This window comes from Shewanella xiamenensis (genome assembly GCF_024971755.1).
Taxonomy (GTDB): Bacteria; Pseudomonadota; Gammaproteobacteria; order Enterobacterales; family Shewanellaceae; genus Shewanella; species Shewanella xiamenensis.
The window spans coordinates 4333010-4350939 of record NZ_CP079718.1; the positions used below are offsets into that span (position 1 = coordinate 4333010).

At 43.6% G+C, this 17930-nt stretch carries 14 protein-coding genes; 7 read left to right on the forward strand and 7 right to left on the reverse strand.

From position 1 onward, the window contains the following. Nucleotides 1–193: 193 nt before the first annotated feature. On the forward strand, nucleotides 194–1108 hold the full coding sequence (locus KXJ80_RS20085) for an alpha/beta hydrolase (RefSeq protein ID WP_037414376.1): 915 nt from the start codon (nucleotides 194–196) through the stop codon (nucleotides 1106–1108). A 95-nt stretch (nucleotides 1109–1203) separates the two neighbouring features. On the opposite strand, the gene KXJ80_RS20090 is transcribed toward KXJ80_RS20085, so the two are convergent. Continuing rightward, nucleotides 1204–1686 (reverse strand): cupin domain-containing protein, encoded by a 483-nt coding sequence (locus tag KXJ80_RS20090; protein ID WP_218737425.1) that lies wholly within the window; start codon nucleotides 1684–1686, stop codon nucleotides 1204–1206. A 277-nt stretch (nucleotides 1687–1963) separates the two neighbouring features. On the opposite strand from KXJ80_RS20090, the gene KXJ80_RS20095 reads away from it, so the two are divergent. Next, nucleotides 1964–2872, forward strand: coding sequence for a sensor domain-containing diguanylate cyclase (locus KXJ80_RS20095; protein ID WP_218737945.1), 909 nt, complete (start codon nucleotides 1964–1966; stop codon nucleotides 2870–2872). A gap of 82 nt (nucleotides 2873–2954) precedes the next feature. On the opposite strand, the gene KXJ80_RS20100 is transcribed toward KXJ80_RS20095, so the two are convergent. The 3 genes from KXJ80_RS20100 to KXJ80_RS20110 form a co-directional block, all read right to left on the reverse strand. Then, a complete protein-coding gene (locus tag KXJ80_RS20100; protein WP_218737426.1) occupies nucleotides 2955–5141 on the reverse strand; it encodes an OsmC domain/YcaO domain-containing protein in 2187 nt (728 codons plus the stop codon). Between the two features lie 213 nt (nucleotides 5142–5354). After that, entirely contained in the window at nucleotides 5355–5594 is a 240-nt protein-coding gene (locus KXJ80_RS20105) for a hypothetical protein (protein WP_172588978.1), read from the reverse strand. A gap of 102 nt (nucleotides 5595–5696) precedes the next feature. After that, nucleotides 5697–6086, reverse strand: a complete 390-nt coding sequence (locus KXJ80_RS20110; protein WP_218737427.1) for a ribosome recycling factor family protein — start codon at nucleotides 6084–6086, stop codon at nucleotides 5697–5699. A gap of 315 nt (nucleotides 6087–6401) precedes the next feature. On the opposite strand from KXJ80_RS20110, the gene KXJ80_RS20115 reads away from it, so the two are divergent. From KXJ80_RS20115 to KXJ80_RS20135, 5 genes are all read left to right on the forward strand, one after another. Further along, on the forward strand, nucleotides 6402–6647 hold the full coding sequence (locus tag KXJ80_RS20115; RefSeq protein WP_069453553.1) for a DUF3297 family protein: 246 nt from the start codon (nucleotides 6402–6404) through the stop codon (nucleotides 6645–6647). 364 nt (nucleotides 6648–7011) lie between these two features. Beyond that, nucleotides 7012–7941 carry a nuclease-related domain-containing protein gene (locus KXJ80_RS20120; RefSeq protein WP_218737428.1) on the forward strand — a complete coding sequence of 310 codons (930 nt, stop codon included), beginning with the start codon at nucleotides 7012–7014 and terminating at the stop codon, nucleotides 7939–7941. A 108-nt stretch (nucleotides 7942–8049) separates the two neighbouring features. After that, entirely contained in the window at nucleotides 8050–10947 is a 2898-nt protein-coding gene (locus tag KXJ80_RS20125) for a hypothetical protein (protein WP_218737429.1), read from the forward strand. A gap of 1 nt (nucleotide 10948) precedes the next feature. Beyond that, nucleotides 10949–11392 (forward strand): response regulator, encoded by a 444-nt coding sequence (locus KXJ80_RS20130; protein ID WP_218737430.1) that lies wholly within the window; start codon nucleotides 10949–10951, stop codon nucleotides 11390–11392. Between the two features lie 3 nt (nucleotides 11393–11395). After that, on the forward strand, nucleotides 11396–12577 hold the full coding sequence (locus KXJ80_RS20135; RefSeq protein WP_218737431.1) for a phosphorylase family protein: 1182 nt from the start codon (nucleotides 11396–11398) through the stop codon (nucleotides 12575–12577). A 459-nt stretch (nucleotides 12578–13036) separates the two neighbouring features. Here KXJ80_RS20135 and gcvP read toward each other — a convergent pair whose 3' ends face one another. The 3 genes from gcvP to gcvT all read right to left on the reverse strand — a co-directional run bounded on the left by gcvP (nucleotide 13037) and on the right by gcvT (nucleotide 17557). Further along, nucleotides 13037–15925, reverse strand: coding sequence for an aminomethyl-transferring glycine dehydrogenase (gene gcvP / locus KXJ80_RS20140; RefSeq protein ID WP_218737432.1), 2889 nt, complete (start codon nucleotides 15923–15925; stop codon nucleotides 13037–13039). Between the two features lie 122 nt (nucleotides 15926–16047). After that, nucleotides 16048–16437, reverse strand: coding sequence for a glycine cleavage system protein GcvH (gene gcvH, locus KXJ80_RS20145; protein WP_011071083.1), 390 nt, complete (start codon nucleotides 16435–16437; stop codon nucleotides 16048–16050). 25 nt (nucleotides 16438–16462) lie between these two features. After that, entirely contained in the window at nucleotides 16463–17557 is a 1095-nt protein-coding gene (gcvT, locus tag KXJ80_RS20150) for a glycine cleavage system aminomethyltransferase GcvT (protein ID WP_037428462.1), read from the reverse strand. Nucleotides 17558–17930: the final 373 nt, after the last annotated feature.

Below are 17930 nucleotides of genomic sequence, written 5' to 3' on the forward strand. Positions count from 1 at the left end.
AATACATAGGAGTCGCAATACATCAGCAATGACAAATCAATAAGCGTTAATCAATAACTGCTAATCAACTGAAATAGATGGCGTTAATTGCAAATCACCCATGACACACTACCCTTTTCTAGATTGAGTCGATACACTTTGCCGACCACAAGGGGCGATAAACGCTCACCGAATATATTCAGGGAAACTGCACATGAGCCAACGCTATTTAGAAGACGGAATTAAACAATTAGTGAGCGAGTTTATCGCCGCAGGTTGCCCTTCGGTGCGCGAGCAAAGCCTTGAGGAGCGTCGCCAAGGTTATATTGCCAGCACAGTATTGGCGGGCGAGCCGGAGGCTGTGTTTGAAGTTAAAACCTTATCCCTTGAGGGTATAGAATTAACCCTGTTTAAGCCCTCGGCGGATAACAATTTACCCGTGGTCATTTACTATCACGGTGGTTGTTTTGTCAGCGGTGGCATCGCTACTCATAATCAGCAACTGCGTAAAATTGCCAATGATTCCGGCGCATTAGTGGTGGCGGTTAGCTATCGTCTCGCCCCTGAGCATGTGTACCCCGCTGCCCATGACGATGCCTTCAATGCGGCCAATCTCGTACAGCATCATTGCCAGCAATGGGGCGGTGACAACACTAATATCACCTTGATGGGCGACAGTGCCGGCGGCCATTTAGCCTTAGTCACTTGCCTGCGGTTAAAAGCCAAAGGGCAATGGTTGCCTAAAAAACAAGTGCTTATCTATCCGATGTTGGATGCGACCGCCAAAAGCCAGAGTTATATCGACAATGGCGACAAGTACATTATCACCCGCGACACACTGCTCACAGGCTTTGATATGTACCTCGACTGGCATCCCAGAACCGACGTTGAAGCCAGCCCACTGCGTAGCCAGGATTTAGCAGGTTTACCCGAAACCCACATTATTACCGCCGAGTTCGATCCACTGTTAGATGAGGGCGAGCAGCTATTCCGTAACCTATTAGATGCAGGCGTCGATGCCCATTGCCGCCGCTATTTAGGGGTGATCCACGGCTTCTTCCAACTCGCTGGCGTCAGCCAATCGGCACGGGATGCCATGGTGCAAGTAACCCACATTATTCGTGGTTAATCCTTACTAAGCCGCATGTATAGATAAAAGACATGCGGCGATTAAATCCATTCAACGAATAACCTATTGCATGATAACGCAATGATCTAACGGCGCTATTTCGACTCTGGTCGACTCAATTTTTGGATCACTTCTTTATGCTGCGGATACATCGCCAGCAAAGCTTCTTGGCTAAACAACTCAAAGTCATCGAAGGTAAAACCGGGTGATACCATACAACCCACCAGCGAGAATCCATCTTGATTCATGGCCGAACCAAAAATACAGCCCTTAGGCACCAAAAACTGTGGCCTTTCACCCGCGGCTAAATCGAGCCCTAACTGCGCCGTGGTCAGCTCGCCCTCGGGGGAAATCATATAAATTGTCAGCGATTGCCCCGCATGGAAATACCACATCTCATCCGCCGTGAGTCGATGAAAATGCGACACTTCACCCGTTCGCAGTAAGAAATAAATACTGCTCCACAGCTGACGACTCGGATCGAAGGCCGAATCGGAGCGATAAGACGAACGGTAATATCCGCCTTCTACATGCTGCTCAAGCGCTAAATACTGAATAAAATCATCTGCCGTGTGCATGGCATTTCCTCGTTTTAAATGTTAATGCGCCAAAGTTTACACTCTCACCTAAATGGGATTAACCCTAATTGTTTGCAGATCGAGGATTTGACCACAAAAACCACCTAAACTGATAAAGCTAGTCGACTATTCATCATATTGTTAACAATGCTGAACCCAAGTTTAAGGTTTGAATATCCACAAAAAAAAGCTAAATTCAAAACCAAATGACTGCCAATAATGACATTTGCAGTAGCAAGGATAATGAACACATAAAATGTGTCAGGGAGTAGATTTGATGATCAATGTTGAGCAAATCGCTTTAGTGCTGGACGCCCTACCCGATCCAGCGTTTATCCTTTCCCAAAGTGGTCGTTATATTGCGGTGTTTGGCGGTAAAGATGATCGTTATTACCATGATGGTAGTGGATTAGTCGGCCTATATATCAGTGACGTATTACACGAAGAAAAAGCCAATTATTACCTCAGCATTATTGAACAAGCATTAATCAGCCGTAAATTGCAGATTGAAGAATATGAGCTCAGTAAAAAGGATGTCAAAGGCTTATCCGATCAAGGTCCATCCGAACCCATCTGGTTTGAGGGACGCGTTCAAGCGCTGGATTTTCTTGTTGATAACGAACCTGTCGTCCTTTGGGTTGCAAGTAATATGTCCAAACGCCATCAGCTTGAAGTCCAGCTACGGCAATTAAGCGATACAGACCAACTCACAGGACTATTTAACCGTCGCCGATTAGAGCGTGACTTAAACCTCCTATTCGATACCTATAGTCGCTACCATGTGCCTGCCTCCATCTTAATGCTGGATCTCGATCATCTAAAACAGATCAATGATCAGCTTGGCCACCATGCGGGCGACAATGTCATTGTGACCGTCGCCGATACCTGCAAGCAGCAATTCCGCAAAACCGACAGTGCCTACCGTTTTGGTGGGGATGAGTTTGTCATCGCCCTACCCGGCGTTGAATACGATCAAGCCATAGTGTTTGCAGAATTTCTCTGCGATTGCTGCTTCAAAGCACTACAAAAACACGCCGTAAAAGGGCTCTTCGCCACCGTCAGTATTGGTGTCGCCACCATAGAGGCGAGCGATAAATCCTATGAAGACACCCTAAAACGCGCCGATGCCGCGCTCTACCAAGCCAAGCGGGATGGCAAAAACCGCGTTATCGCCAATAGTGCTTAAGGCTGTATATCCGTGGCAAACGGCCATTAAAAAAGCGAACCTAGGTTCGCTTTTCTACACATCAACTTCTTAGCTATAGCTATTAGTTCGCCGCTTTGGCCTTGCGGGCGGCGTGCAGTTTTTTATAGCTTTCGATTAAGCGTAAATGCGGCTCAATTCCTTCGAGTTGCATGCTGGTCTTAGTTAAACCGCTAAAGCGGATTTTACCTGTGACGCTGCCAACCACTTGTTCCATGACTTCCGCGCCAAACATGCGGGTAAAGTTATGGCTAAAGTCTTCGAGTTCAAGGTCTTCATCCAGCGTCACTTCCAGTACCGCGCTCATGGCTTGGAAGAACAGATTGCGCTTCACAGTATTGTCGTTAAATTGCAAAAACTCACCGACTAATTCCAGCGCCTCTTCATGCGCGCCAAGTGCAAGATAAATAAGGATTTTAAGCTCGATAATCGTCGACTTGCCCCAGACGGTGTTTTCATCGAAGACGATACCAATCAGAGTACGAATATCGGTGTAGTTATCCAGCTGACTTTCTTCTAAGCGATTCACAAGATTAACCAATTGCTTAGTGCTTAAGGAATGCAGATTCAGAATATCTTCACGGTAATCCAGCGCTTTGTTGGTGTTATCCCAAATCAGGTCTTCAACTGGATAAACTTCTGAGTAATCAGGCACTAAAATACGGCAAGCCGATGCGCCTAACTGGGTAAATTCGGCGACATACACCTCTTTACCGAGATCTTCTAAAATGCCAAATAAGCGGTCCGCTTCCTCTTCGTTAGTGCCGGAGAAATCCCATTCGCAGAACTCATAGTCATGCTTGCTGCTAAAGAAGCGCCAGGAGATCACGCCCGTTGAGTCGATAAAGTGTTCGACAAAGTTTTCTGGCTCGCTCACCGCCATGCTATTAAAGGTCGGTTTTGGCACATCGTTTAAGCCTTCAAAACTGCGACCTTGGAGTAATTCGGTCAGGCTGCGCTCCAATGCCACTTCAAAGCTTGGGTGGGCGCCGAAGGAGGCAAATACCCCGCCGGTTTTCGGGTTCATCAGCGTCACGCACATCACCGGGAATTGGCCGCCTAGTGAGGCGTCTTTCACCACCACAGGGAAGCCTTGTTCTTCTAAACCCTTAATGCCCGCAAGAATACTTGGGTATTTTTCTAACACCGACATAGGCACGTCTGGCAGGACGATTTCTTGCTCGATAATTTGGCGTTTCACCGCGCGCTCGAAGATCTCGGAGAGACACTGCACTTCGGCTTCTTTCAGGTTATTACCCGCGCTCATGCCGTTGCTTAAGAACAGGTTTTCAATCAGGTTTGATGGAAAGTACACCGTCTCGCCATCAGATTTACGGGTATAAGGAATCGCACAAATACCACGTTCACGATTACCCGAGTTAGTGTCGATAAGATGCGAGCCACACAGCTCCTCATCTGGATTGTAAATCTCTAGGCAATAGTCATCTAACAGGCCTGCTGGCAGGGCGTCATCTTCCTCGAGGGCAAACCATTTTTCATTCGGGTAATGCACAAACTCGCTACTCGCGATCTCAACCCCAAAGAATTGATCGTTATAGAAGAAGTTATTGTTTAAACGCTCAATAAATTCACCGAGGGCCGAGCACAGCGCGCTCTCTTTGGTTGCGCCTTTACCATTGGTAAAACACATGGGCGATGCGGCATCGCGGATATGCAGTGACCACACATTGGGCACAATGTTGCGCCATGAGGAGATCTCAATCTTCATCCCCAAATCGGCGAGCATCGCCGTCATATTGGCAATGGTCTGCTCCAGCGGCAAGTCTTTGCCCAAAATATAGGTGCTGCTCTCACCCGCGGGATGACCCATCAACATGGCATTGGCGTCGGCATCGAGGTTTTCAACGGTTTCGATTCTAAACTCTGGGCCAGTCTGCACTACTTTTTTTACTGTGCAGCGGTCGATAGAGCGCAAAATTCCTTCGCGATCTTTATCCGAAATATCATCGGGCAATTCGACATTGATCTGGAAAATCTGGTTATAGCGATCTTCTGGGTCGACAATATTGTTTTGCGACAGGCGGATATTGTCCGTCGGAATATCGCGGGATTTACAATATACCTTCACAAAGTAGGCCGCACACAGCGCCGAAGAAGCTAAGAAGTAGTCGAAAGGGCTCGGCGCCGAGCCATCGCCCTTATAACGAATGGGCTGATCGGCCGTTACCGTAAAATCGTCGAACTTGGCTTCGAGTCTCAGGTTGTCGAGAAAATTAACTTTGATTTCCATTAGAATTTTTCCACTCAATATGCTCAAACGCGGTAATCGTATCCGTTACCGCACAGCATTGCCCTTGGGCGCTATCGTCTGGGGGGAATTATCGGTGTTTTTCGACCATTAGTCTTGGGTTAATTATGTTAAAAAACACCAGCGGGAGTTTATGCCTTGAGCAACAAGCAAAAAGTGGGATTTATTGCGACATTCACTGAGGTTTCGCTAAGGTTACTCAGAACTGCCTTGCTTATCCGCTTCGCGTTTCACCAGTAAAAAAGTGAGATACATCTTGGTCGGCAGGGATAACGCCATGCCAACGGCAACGCATACGGCGCTGATAATAATCCCCTTAACACCCATGGCTTCGACACTTTCATTAAAGTTATGCAGATAAATGCCAAGCGCAATCAGGCACAGCCCGATGCTAATACAGATTTTTAAGAGGGTGATCAGCCTAGCATCCGTCATGGTTTACGCCGCCATTCATAAAATTTGGCTAATATAGTGACCGCTTTAACAGGCGCCTGTGTTGATGCAAATCAAAGGCGGCTCACTCCCACAAGCAAAGCGCTAGAGTTCGGCCTCGAAGCGGGCAAGGCGCGCCTCGCTGATGCTGCATTGGGTCTGCTGCATAAGCTCACCTAAGGTAATGGCGGGATTTTCGTTAATCAGGCGGATTAATTTCGCACTCAATGGTTCAAGCTTATCGGCGTGTTGCAGTAAGGCGGTATCGATCTTTTTGATCATAAAGGCAAATTCGGCAACCTCGCCCTCAACTTTTAACTCGGCACAGCAGCTTTGAATAGCGATAGCCTGCCCTGTGATACTCCAATTACGGGAGCGGCGCACCCGCTTTAGCTCGCAGCCGTGCTTTAGCGCCATTGCCTGCGCCCGCTTTGCCGCCTCGCGGCCGATGCGATGGATAAGGGATGGCAAGGGAATACTAATATCATCATGCATGGCAAGTTAACTATCGGGCCTTGGGTCGAATGTGGGTGAATAACGGAGCGCGGCTATAAGTTGTAAGCGCGTGCCTTAAGCACTAAGCACTAAGCCTTAAGATGCCTTTAGCGCGAAACCTATAGCCAACGCCGCCAGAGTTTACCTTGCAGGGCGTGCGAACAAAAGACGATACAGGCAGATGCTACAACTCACGCTGAGTGCCACTCGCCCAAGATAGCGGCTTAGGCGTCACAGACTGACAACAACAGTCCTTGAGCAAGGCGGCGGGATTGCCTACAATAACGCACTTTTTGTTCACTACAGATAATGACCATGACTGACACAACTTCACAACCCGCATTACCGGATCGTCTTTCGGTTAACCCACGCAGCCCACACCATGTGGCCGCGATTTTCGAACACGATGTAGGTATTCGCGTAAACGGTAAAGAACGTTTCGATGTCGAAGAATACTGCATCAGCGAAGGCTGGGTTAAAGTACCAAGTAAATCCTTAGACCGTCGCGGTCAACCTCTGCTGTTAACCATCAAAGGCACAGTAGAAGCATTTTACCGTTAAGCAGCCACTGCTAACGGAAAATAACAACGGCCAATTCAATTGGCCGTTTTTATTTGCCCTGTACAACCCCAAAACGCCCACCAATACCTCTCCCCAAATATTCACAAGTTGTTATTTAAAATAAGCTTTTGTGATAAAACCCATTGATTAAACCGTATCGTGCAGGTTAAAGTGTGGCCACTTAGGGAAATGCAGAGCCACACTCGAAAACCCATATCGAGCACGCTATTTAGGGATGAAGCAGCCACTCAGTTATCCGCCTCCCCCCTCTTAAAGCCACCTCTGTCACCCCGTAAAATCAGTACATGCTAAGCAAGTGTACCGAATGGAATTAACGCTAATCGCTTTTGCTGCAAGGACGTAAATGGCTTATTTTTCGAATAATATTGTATCGGTAGTGATCATCCTCTCCAGCATGTTTGTCACAATTGGAGTGATGTATGTGTTACGCAAATACCGTGATGCCACCGTCACCCTGCCCGTTGATCGCGAGCAACTCACCCGCATTCCCGCCTATGGCTTACAACAGCAAATCCAAGATCTGCAATTAGATTTAATCGGCAGCATGATGATGGGGCTGATGATAGTGTGTTTCCCCTTTGCAGTAAGCAGTATTCAAGCCCACATTGCCATCGGGAAATTCCCTTGGGTTTACGCCCTAACAGGTTTAATGGGATTAACTTATTGCAGCTTTAAAACGTGGAAAAACTTTTCCAAACTCACCAAATTACGCCTAGGGCATACGGCCGAAATCGCCACCGCCAATGAACTAATCGGCCTACAAGCCTTGGGTTATCAAGTGTTTCACGATGTACAAGCCGACGGCTTTAATATCGACCACCTCGTTATCGGCAAAAATGGTGTATTCGCGATTGAAACCAAAGGCCGCCATAAGCGCAATAAAGACCTACGCCAAACCAATGGCAATGGCGGAGGCTCTGGCTCTAGTTCTGGTAAGAAAGGCTATGAAGTATTTTACAAAGACGGGTGCTTAAACTTCCCCTCGTGGACAGAAACCAAACCAATCGAACAAGCGCAGCGCCAAGCTCAATGGGTCAGCCAATGGTTAACCAAAGCCACAGGCTCCCCCGTCGCCGCCACCCCAGCCCTAGTATTCCCCGGCTGGTATGTCACAAGCCAATCAAAACCACCGTTCCCGATCCTTAACCACAAACAATTAGTCGGAACGATCCCGAAACTGAAAACCCAAGATCTTACCCAGCAACAAGTAGACACCATCATCTACCAAGTCGCCCAAAGATGCCTAAGTAAAAGCGAGGTAGGGAAGATATAGGAAATGAAAATATTGATACTCTCATTATTAAATGCCATACAAATGAACGTATGAATTTTAAGAAACTATTAAAATAAAAACAACTCTATAAAATTAAAGTAGAAAACTATGGAACAAATAAATTTAAAAAAATTACTTGTCAATGTTTATAAAAACAAACCATCAGCAGCACTAGGGAAATTAGACTCAAAGACGAGAAATAGAATAAGAGCAATTTATTCATTAAATGAAAATGAGTCAGTAAAAATCATAAACAAACTTAGAAAAGAACTATCTCCGATAAAAATTTATGATATAGAAAATGCTATTACTGCTATTCATAACGAATCAGATATTTTACCTAATGTATTTCCATGCGAACCACAGACTGATGAGAACTATGTAAGACTAGAAAGACTAGAAATAGAAAAGCAAATATCACTAATAAATATTAAAATTAAGAATAATAAAGAAAAAATATTAAACTTATTGTTTGACGCAAAAACTTTAAACGACCTAATTGTTAATAAAAAATTTAATGAAGCAACGAATGTAGTAAAAGAAATTATAAGAAATTATGGTTTTAGCCACTATATCTTAAGAAAAGCAACCCTACTAAAAGAGCTAAACAATAATATTCAAGACAGCTACCTTGTTGACATATTAAACAACTCAACTTCCAAATCAAAAGTAATTACTGCGTCTCTAATGCATTGCTTTCAAGAAGAGCAAGATTATTTGGGAATTAAACGATCAATTATGTACCTTACAAACAAAGGTAATCAAAATCAATTTACAAGAGATATATCTAGAATACCATTTCATCCTCATGCAAAAAACATAGAAGATTTAGAGGAGATGCTGCAAAGCAATCTTCAGTCTTCAATCATTGATGCAATAACAATATTAAAAATAAACAAAAATTTAATCAAAAATAGTTTAACAAAAGATATAATTGATATATTTGATTTATTAGAAAAAGCATCACCAAACATAGACGATATAGTTGAACTCTACAGTGAACATGATGAATCTGATAGAGAATTCTTATTTCTAAAACAATCATCTGCATGGCTAGAAAGCAACGAAATAATAGAATTCAGATTTTTAATAGATCATTTTTATGATTCACCAGAATCTGAATACTTTGAGTTAAATGAAGATGTTATAAAAAGATCAAGTAAAACTATAAACTGCCATAACTCTAAAGATTTAGCATACAAAACCGAAATATTAAAATCAAAATCAAACAAACTAAAAAATATAACTTTTAAAGGATACGTACTGAGAACGGCCATCTTTAACTTTTTAGTTTATACTAAAAACTCTGAATTCTCAATAAAGGAAAATGATCTTTACCCTATGATGACCAAGACAAACTCTTTAGATAGAACTATTCATGTTCAATCAATGAAGTTAATTTTACCCATGCTGACATCACTAGAAGCAAAACTTATTTTAAGGCTATTAATTGCAAAAAAGAGCAAAAGTGAGCTTGAACAAATGGCATTAAAAAGTCTAATGGAAAAAATATTATTAAGAGATTATGACAGTGATTTAGTTAAATTCGTAGACAGCGTATCAAAGAAATCTGAAGCGATTGCATTTTACTTATATGAAACATGCAATGAAGACTTTATAGCAAGAATGACAAGGGTAACAGACTCAGTAAGAAAAATTACAGAGACAAGAGCCAACCTACACAATTGGAGAGGAAAATATTCAGGTGAAAAAATATATTTAGACAGAGCCAGAAATTTAATAATTGATAATCAAATAAACAAAATAAGAGGTGAAATAGATGACAATAGAATTTACGTAGACACTACTCGATTTACAGAATGGTATAATGACAATGCTTATTCTCAAATATCATCCACAATGCTAATACTAGAGCATAGTAGTGATTTAGACCAAGTTGATAACCCACAACTAATGGAATTAATTGATAAATGTTTTTATGAATTTTGTACAAATAGTTTTTTTGGTATTGCCTCATATCTAGGCAGAAGGATTAGACATGGCACATTTCGGGGCCATCTATACTCAGAAGTGATTAATAAAATCCAAAAGAAACATGATCAAATATTAAATAAAAACCAAATATGTATAAATTGGAGTGAATGGAAAAGTGAATATGAAAAACAGGTAACATCAATTATCACAGAAAGATTACACATTAATAGCCCTAAAATGAAAAATGGATTTTTGACTCCTAATCTAAAAGATCCAAGGAAAAATGTAATAGCTATTAAATGCATTTCCAGCCTAATTGATAACTATAAAAAAAATGGAAACTTATATGGATGTGAAAGTATTATCATTGACGCATGCTGGAGATTTGCTGAAGTTGACTTAAAGACTTTCAACTCATTTATGATTAGTCAAAAAAACAACCTTATAAACAGGCAAAAAATTTCAAATTTTAACAGTCAAGGTTTAAACTCAAAAGAGCAAAGTTTAATATTAGGATTTGAAAGGGATTTACAAAGCAGTATATCTGAAAAATTAACAACTTTATGTGGTTGGTTCAAAAAGCCGCAAAGCGTTTCTCCTAAAGCCTCAGTCAGTCTACTATACAAAGCTGTAGTATCGGAAGTACAACAAAGCTATGAACAATTTAACCCAGATACAGACTTTGATGAAAAAACTGATATTGAATTATATGGCGGTGTATACCATATATTCTATGACGCCCTATACATAATCATATTTAATGCTGCCAAGCATGGTAAGTTAAATGGAAAAATTTCAAGGAAATTTACTATTGAGGAGTCAAATCAGGATAAAAAAGTTTATTTTGAAATTATGTCTGAGATTTCAGATGTAGATGATGATGAATACGTTTCCGAGCGATTAAAAATTCAACCTGATGATGATTTAAATAATGCTCAACTGATAGAGAACCGCAGTGGAATTAAAAAGCTCCATAATCTTAAACTAATTGATAAGAACTTCAATATAGAGATAATCGAATGTAAAAATAGAATAGTTAAAACTGCATTTTCTTACAAACTAGGATACTAGAATGAATGTACTTATTATTGAAGATGATGATTATAAGAAAGAGAACATCAGCAAGTTTATAAGGAAAAAATTTAATAACAATAATATATCTATAAGCGTTGCAGTTAGCTTATCTGAAGCGATCAACGCTATTGACAACTCTAATTTTGATTTAATTTTTGTTGATATGGCAATACCAAGTCACAAGGCAGAACCTGGTGAAGGTACAGCGATATCATTCTTAACAGGGGGAATAGATGTTTTAATAGAACTGAGTGAAACTGAAAGAAAAGATAAATGTATAGTAATAACTCAACATCCTAGTATTGAAATATCTGGCGAGCACTATCCACTAGACATCGCACCATTAAAGTTCAAGGAACTTCTTGACTGTGACGTATTAGCATGCATTCACTACATTGAAGATGATTCAAGTTGGAAAAAAGAATTACGGAAGGTTATTTAAATAATGAACGTTTTAATTTTAGAAGATAATAATGAAAAACATTTTCAAATTGAAAATGCATTAAAAATAGAAATTAGTGAATGCAATGTAAAGAGAAGCACTACATTAGCCAAATTTGTTACTGATGCATCCAGCAAAAAATATGACTTAATTATTACTGATTTAATTGTTCCTCTTACCGATGCCAATGAAGAACCAATTGATGCCACTGCACAAATAATTGAAACAATTAGAGGCAATTTAGAATCACCTAATTTTTCCACACCAGTGATTGCAATCACATCCTTTGATGATATAGCATCAGATAATTTTGAAAAATATAACAGACTTGATATAAATATTATAAAACACAATAAAGACTCAGATGAATGGGAAAGAGCATTTTTATTTAAAGCAAAAAAATCAATTCCTCAAAAAAAATATGATTTCATAATTTTTTGTGCACTACAAAAGGAAGCAGATGCATTCAATCAGTTAGATTGTATTATCGGGAAAAAATTTATTATAAATGGTATTGACTGCACTCCAATAAAGATAGATGAGCACTTTGGTATAATCATCGTGCCACCTAGAATGGGATTAGTTAATGCGGCAATAACATGTACAAAGGCTATAGACTCATTTAGTCCCAAATTAATATGTATGAGCGGAATTTGTGCAGGAATTGATGGAAAGGCAAACATTTACGATGTAATAATATCAGAAATGTGCTTTCAGCATGATTCAGGAAAATGGTCATCAGATGGATTTATATCTGAACCTTACTCTGTTCAAATACATCACAAAACAAGTCAAACAATTAAGCAAATAATCTCTGATAATGATTTTACTCAAAAAATCAAAGAGGGTGTTATATTAAACCGCAGTGAATATCCTGATAATATTGAAAACCTCCAATTCAATGTAATTCTATCCCCCACTTCAAGCGGCAGCTCAGTTATAGCATCTGAAGAAGCACTCAATACGGTAATTGAACAACATCGGAAAATGACAGCATTTGAGATGGAATCTTATGCATTGTACGAAGCAGCACGTCAGTCAACGATACAACCGAAATATTTTAGTGCTAAATCTGTCGTCGATAATGGAAATCACTTAAAAGGTGATAATTTTCACAGAGTTGCATGTATTTTATCAGCTAAAACTGTGTTCGAAATTGTTAAGAGAGGATTTTCTACACTGTAGATATCAAGCAACAAAAAAATGTTGCCACCCAATATAAATCAACAAGATAGAACAATGGTCACCCACTATTGTGTAAAAAACTGAAAAACAGAAAAACAGAACAGGCATAACTCTTCACTCAACAGTTACACCAGAACTGGCATTGTTGCACCAGTGTTCTTCTAAAACAGGATGTTTTAGTAGAGCCTACAAGGATGACTAATGTTTACATCATGGGCGGCGTGTCACTAGTGTAGCTAATATAAGAGAATGCAAAAGCCTGCGGCAGGCAATAGAAAAGCGACCTTTCGGTCGCTTTTTAATGCTTCAAATTCAGATGAAGCTAACTATTCCATAATTGCGTTGCTGGCGAAGCTAATGCAAGGCGGATTGAAAGCTTTCGCGCGGAGTTGACTCCTGTCAATGAGCACGAAAGCTGAGATTCAACGCCGCAGTAGCGAGCCTAAGCAGCAATTATCCTTATTCATAGTCTGATAACGGCACACACGCACAGAACAAATTCCTGTCGCCGTACACATCATCAATACGGTTCACGGTTGGCCAGAACTTGTTAGTACGCACTGCGGCACTTGGGAACACGGCCACTTCACGGCTGTATGGGCGTGAATCGAACGCTGGGTCCATAATATCGGCCATAGTGTGTGGCGCGTTGTGCAGCGGGTTGTTGTCCGCTGGCCACTCGCCCGCTTCAACCTTAGCGATTTCGGCGCGGATGGACACCATAGCATCGATAAAGCGGTCCAGTTCAACCTTAGACTCAGATTCGGTTGGCTCAATCATCAGCGTGCCCGCTACTGGGAAGCTCATGGTTGGCGCGTGGAAACCGTAGTCGTTCAGACGCTTAGCGATATCCATTTCGGTCACGCCAGAGGCTTCTTTGATTGGACGCAGGTCGATAATACATTCGTGCGCGACGCGATCGTTACGGCCACGGAACAGTACTGGGTAGTGTTCAGACAGCTTCTTCATCACGTAGTTAGCGTTTAACAGCGCGGTTTGAGTCGACTTTTTCAGGCCGTTTGAACCGAGCAGCTTAATGTACATCCAGCTGATTGGCAGAATGCCAGCACTGCCGTATGGCGCAGCCGATACCGCACCGTTGTTATCGCTTTCGCGGCCTGGTTTCACCACTACGTGACCGGCGACGAACGGCGCTAAGTGCGCTTTCACGCCGATTGGGCCCATACCTGGACCACCGCCGCCGTGTGGAATCGCGAAGGTTTTGTGCAGGTTAAGGTGCGATACGTCGGCACCGATAAAGCCTGGTGAGGTTAAGCCAACTTGGGCGTTCATGTTGGCGCCGTCCAAGTACACTTGACCACCGTGCTGGTGCACAATGTTGCAGATTTCGCGGATAGATTCTTCGTACACACCGTGGGTCGATGGGTAAGTGATCATGATACATGACAGGTTTTCTGCCACTTCAGCCGCTTTGGCCTTCAGATCTTCTAAATCCACGTTACCTTGCTTATCACAGGCAGTCACAACCACTTGCATACCGGCTAATTGCGCCGATGCTGGGTTAGTACCGTGGGCAGATTGTGGGATTAAGCAGATGTTTCTGTGGGCCTGCCCGCGAGACTCGTGGTATTTACGAATCGCTAACAGACCTGCGTATTCACCCTGTGCGCCAGAGTTAGGTTGGATACACACGGCATCGTAACCTGTGACATTCACTAACCATGAAGACAGTTCTTCAATCAGTTGAGTGTAACCTTTGGCTTGATCCAGTGGGCAGAATGGGTGCATGTTGGCAAATTCTGGCCAGCTGACTGGGATCATTTCAACCGCAGCATTTAACTTCATGGTGCATGAACCCAATGAAATCATTGAGTAGTTCAGTGCTAAGTCTTTGCTTTCGAGACGTTTGATATAACGCATCATCTCGGTTTCGCTTTGGTAGCGATTGAAGGTTGGGTGGCTCAGGATGGCATCTTGACGCACTAAAGAGGCAGGAATCGATTGGCTACCTTGCGCCACGATTTGCGCATCTAATGCGGCAACGTCTAAGCCATGGCCAGCACCTAAAATCACATCGAACAGCGCTTCGATATCGCTGCGGATAGTGGTTTCATCTAAGCTCACGCCGACGATGCCGTCAGCATCGAAACGCAGGTTCATTTCAGCAGCCAGCGCGCGTGCATTGACTGCTGCAACGTCTAAGCCTTTGATGCTGATGGTATCGAACCAAGTGTTGTTCACTAAGCTCACGCCTTTAGCTTGTAAGCCCGCGGCTAAGATATCAGCAAAGCGGTTGATGCGTGATGCGATGGTTTTCAGGCCCTGTGGGCCGTGGAATACGGCGTAGAAAGACGCCATGTTAGCTAACAGAATTTGCGCGGTACAAATGTTTGAGTTGGCTTTTTCGCGGCGGATATGCTGCTCGCGAGTTTGCATCGCCATACGCAGTGCGCGGTTACCACGGGTGTCCTTTGACACACCGATGATACGGCCAGGCATAGAGCGTTTGTGCTCGTCACGGGCCACGAAGAAGGCTGCGTGTGGACCACCAAAGCCCATCGGCACACCGAAACGCTGCGCGCTACCGAAGACCACGTCAGCGCCCATGGCACCCGGTGACTTGAGTAACACTAATGCCATGATGTCGGCAGCAACAGTCACAATCACGTTTTTCGCGCGTAATTCGGCGAATAAGTCGGTGAAGTCAGTGATTTGACCGAAACGGTTTGAATACTGGAACAAAGCACCAAACAGCTCGTGGTTTACCGCTTCATGGGCAGGACCTACCACCACTTCAAAACCAAAACACTCAGCGCGAGTTTTTACGACGTCTAAGGTTTGTGGAAATACGTCATCGGCTACGAAGAAGATGTTGGCTTTTTTGGCTTTAGACACACGCTTAGCCAGCGCCATCGCTTCGGCGGCGGCAGTCGCTTCGTCCAGCAGTGAAGCAGAGGCTAAATCTAAACCGGTTAAATCCATCGACACTTGTTGGAAGTTTAGAATCGCTTCTAAACGGCCTTGGGCGATCTCTGGTTGATAGGGTGTGTACGCCGTGTACCAACCTGGATTTTCTAAGACGTTACGTAAAATCACATTAGGTACTTGGGTACCGTAGTAACCCATACCAATGTAGCTTTTGAAGACTTGGTTTTGTTTGGCTAAACCACGAATGTAGGCCAAACCTTCGGCTTCGCCGCAGGAATCACCAATGCTCAACTCTTGGCTTAAACGGATCGACTCAGGCACGATTTGCGCGGTCAGATCGTCCAAAGACTCAGCACCAACGTAGTTCAACATTTCTTGTTGTTGGCTGCTATCTGGGCCGATATGGCGACGTAAGAATAAATCGTGCTGTTCTAACTGAGTGAGGGTTTGCTTGGTCATGATAAACCTTGTTCCAGATTTGCCGTCGCTCAGGACTGTAGGGTACTGATAAACGGGCTATTGTTATGTCAAACTTGCGCTAAAACAAACGAAGCCCCTGAGGGCTTCGTTAGCGTCGACGATTATTCTTCGTCGATTACAGCTTGGTAACCTTCTGCATCGAGCAGAGCGTCAACTTCTGATTCATCAGAAGGCATAACGCGGAAGAACCAGCCTTCGCCGTAAGCGTCGCTGTTTACCAGCTCTGGAGAATCTTCCAGTGCTTCGTTGACGGCAATCACTTCACCAGAGATTGGCGCGTAGATGTCTGAAGCCGCTTTCACTGATTCCGCCACTGCACAGTCGTCGCCCGCCGTGACAGTGTCACCCACTTCTGGCAGCTCAACGAAAACCATGTCACCTAACAGCTCTTGAGCGTGCTCAGTGATACCCACAGTGTAGCTACCGTCTTCTTCCTTGCGGATCCATTCGTGTGAAGAGGCGTATTTCAGTTCTGTCGGAATATTGCTCATTGTTCTTGTTCCTTGTTCCGTTTTTTTAAAATGCTTGTTTACCGTTGCGCACAAAGTTTGGCGCTACTACTCTAACAGCCACGCGCTTTTTACGCATCTCGACTTCCGCCGTATCCCCAATTGAACTAGGAACACGCGCCATCGCAATAGAATAGCCCAATGTAGGTGAGAAAGTACCGCTAGTGATCACGCCTTGCTGCTCAACACCCGCTGCATCGGTGAAAAATACTGGCATATCATGGCGTAACACGCCTTTTTCTTCCATCACTAGACCGACTAATTTGTCGGTTCCCGCATCGCGCAGGGCTTCAAGCGCCTTACGACCGATAAAGTCACGGTCGGTTGGCTCCCATGCGATGGTCCAGCCCATGTTGGCGGCCAGCGGATTGATGGTTTCGTCCATATCTAAGCCGTAGAGGTTCATACCGGCTTCGAGACGTAATGTATCGCGAGCGCCTAAACCACAGGGTTTAACGCCTTGATCTAACAGAGCTTGCCACAGGGCTTCGGCTTCCGCTTCTGGCACGATGATCTCGTAGCCCGCTTCACCTGTGTAACCTGTGGTCGCAATAAACAGAGAACCCGCTTGCTTACCGAAGAAAGGCTTCATGCCTTCAATCGCAGCATTTTGCTCGCTACTGAATACGGCGGCGGCTTTGGCCTTAGCGTTAGGACCTTGAACGGCGATCATCGCCAGCTCAGGACGCTCGGTCACTGTGACATCAAAACCTTGGGATTGTTTGGCGATCCACGCTAAGTCTTTTTCGCGGGTCGCGCTGTTAACAACAACACGGTAGAAAGTGTCGGTGAGGTAGTAAGTGATTAGGTCGTCGATGATGCCGGCATTGTCATCTAACATGCCGCCGTATAAGGCTTTACCAGGCACTTTAAGTTTGGCCACATCGTTGGCGAGCAACTTACGGAGGAATGCACAAGCGTCGGTTCCGGTCACATCAACCACAGTCATGTGGGACACGTCGAACATACCTGCGTCTTGACGCACGGCGTGGTGTTCTTCGATTTGTGAACCATAGTTGAGGGGCATATCCCAACCGTGGAAGTCGACCATCTTAGCGTTTGATTCTAAGTGCTTGTTAAACAGAACAGTTTTATTAGCCATTGTTATCCCTTTTTTGCGGCCTTCTTCAGGTCTCTGCCTAGCGTAGGGTGATACAAATCCGGCTAAATATCTGGCTAATCGGCATTTCACTTCCACGATGCATCAATTTGAAAGGGGTTCTTTCGGTCTCAATGCGTCTGTCACTGCAACGCCTGATTCGCTCTGAATTAATCAGATATTTATCGTGATTGGTATAAGTACTAGGGTCTAAAATGCGGCGAAATTATACCTTGCGTCACAAATTTGTATACAGGAGATTTTTCTAATCCGAAGCCAGTGTCATTAGATTTTCTCATCTTCAACATGTAATTTTTTTACATGCGAAAGCGAGATTTGCGCAGCTTGCCACCAATATGCTGATATTAGCAGCAAT

What these genes read in the sequence shown, in the direction of transcription:
- KXJ80_RS20105 (WP_172588978.1), bottom strand. Translation starts at nt 5,594, where the DNA reads ATGACGGATGCTAGGCTGATCACCCTCTTAAAAATCTGTATTAGCATC.
- KXJ80_RS20120 (WP_218737428.1), top strand. Translation starts at nt 7,012, where the DNA reads ATGGCTTATTTTTCGAATAATATTGTATCGGTAGTGATCATCCTCTCC.
- KXJ80_RS20115 (WP_069453553.1), top strand. Translation starts at nt 6,402, where the DNA reads ATGACTGACACAACTTCACAACCCGCATTACCGGATCGTCTTTCGGTT.
- KXJ80_RS20135 (WP_218737431.1), top strand. Translation starts at nt 11,396, where the DNA reads ATGAACGTTTTAATTTTAGAAGATAATAATGAAAAACATTTTCAAATT.
- KXJ80_RS20100 (WP_218737426.1), bottom strand. Translation starts at nt 5,141, where the DNA reads ATGGAAATCAAAGTTAATTTTCTCGACAACCTGAGACTCGAAGCCAAG.
- KXJ80_RS20090 (WP_218737425.1), bottom strand. Translation starts at nt 1,686, where the DNA reads ATGCACACGGCAGATGATTTTATTCAGTATTTAGCGCTTGAGCAGCAT.
- gcvT (WP_037428462.1), bottom strand. Translation starts at nt 17,557, where the DNA reads ATGGCTAATAAAACTGTTCTGTTTAACAAGCACTTAGAATCAAACGCT.
- gcvP (WP_218737432.1), bottom strand. Translation starts at nt 15,925, where the DNA reads ATGACCAAGCAAACCCTCACTCAGTTAGAACAGCACGATTTATTCTTA.
- KXJ80_RS20130 (WP_218737430.1), top strand. Translation starts at nt 10,949, where the DNA reads ATGAATGTACTTATTATTGAAGATGATGATTATAAGAAAGAGAACATC.
- KXJ80_RS20095 (WP_218737945.1), top strand. Translation starts at nt 1,964, where the DNA reads ATGATCAATGTTGAGCAAATCGCTTTAGTGCTGGACGCCCTACCCGAT.
- gcvH (WP_011071083.1), bottom strand. Translation starts at nt 16,437, where the DNA reads ATGAGCAATATTCCGACAGAACTGAAATACGCCTCTTCACACGAATGG.
- KXJ80_RS20125 (WP_218737429.1), top strand. Translation starts at nt 8,050, where the DNA reads ATGGAACAAATAAATTTAAAAAAATTACTTGTCAATGTTTATAAAAAC.
- KXJ80_RS20085 (WP_037414376.1), top strand. Translation starts at nt 194, where the DNA reads ATGAGCCAACGCTATTTAGAAGACGGAATTAAACAATTAGTGAGCGAG.
- KXJ80_RS20110 (WP_218737427.1), bottom strand. Translation starts at nt 6,086, where the DNA reads ATGCATGATGATATTAGTATTCCCTTGCCATCCCTTATCCATCGCATC.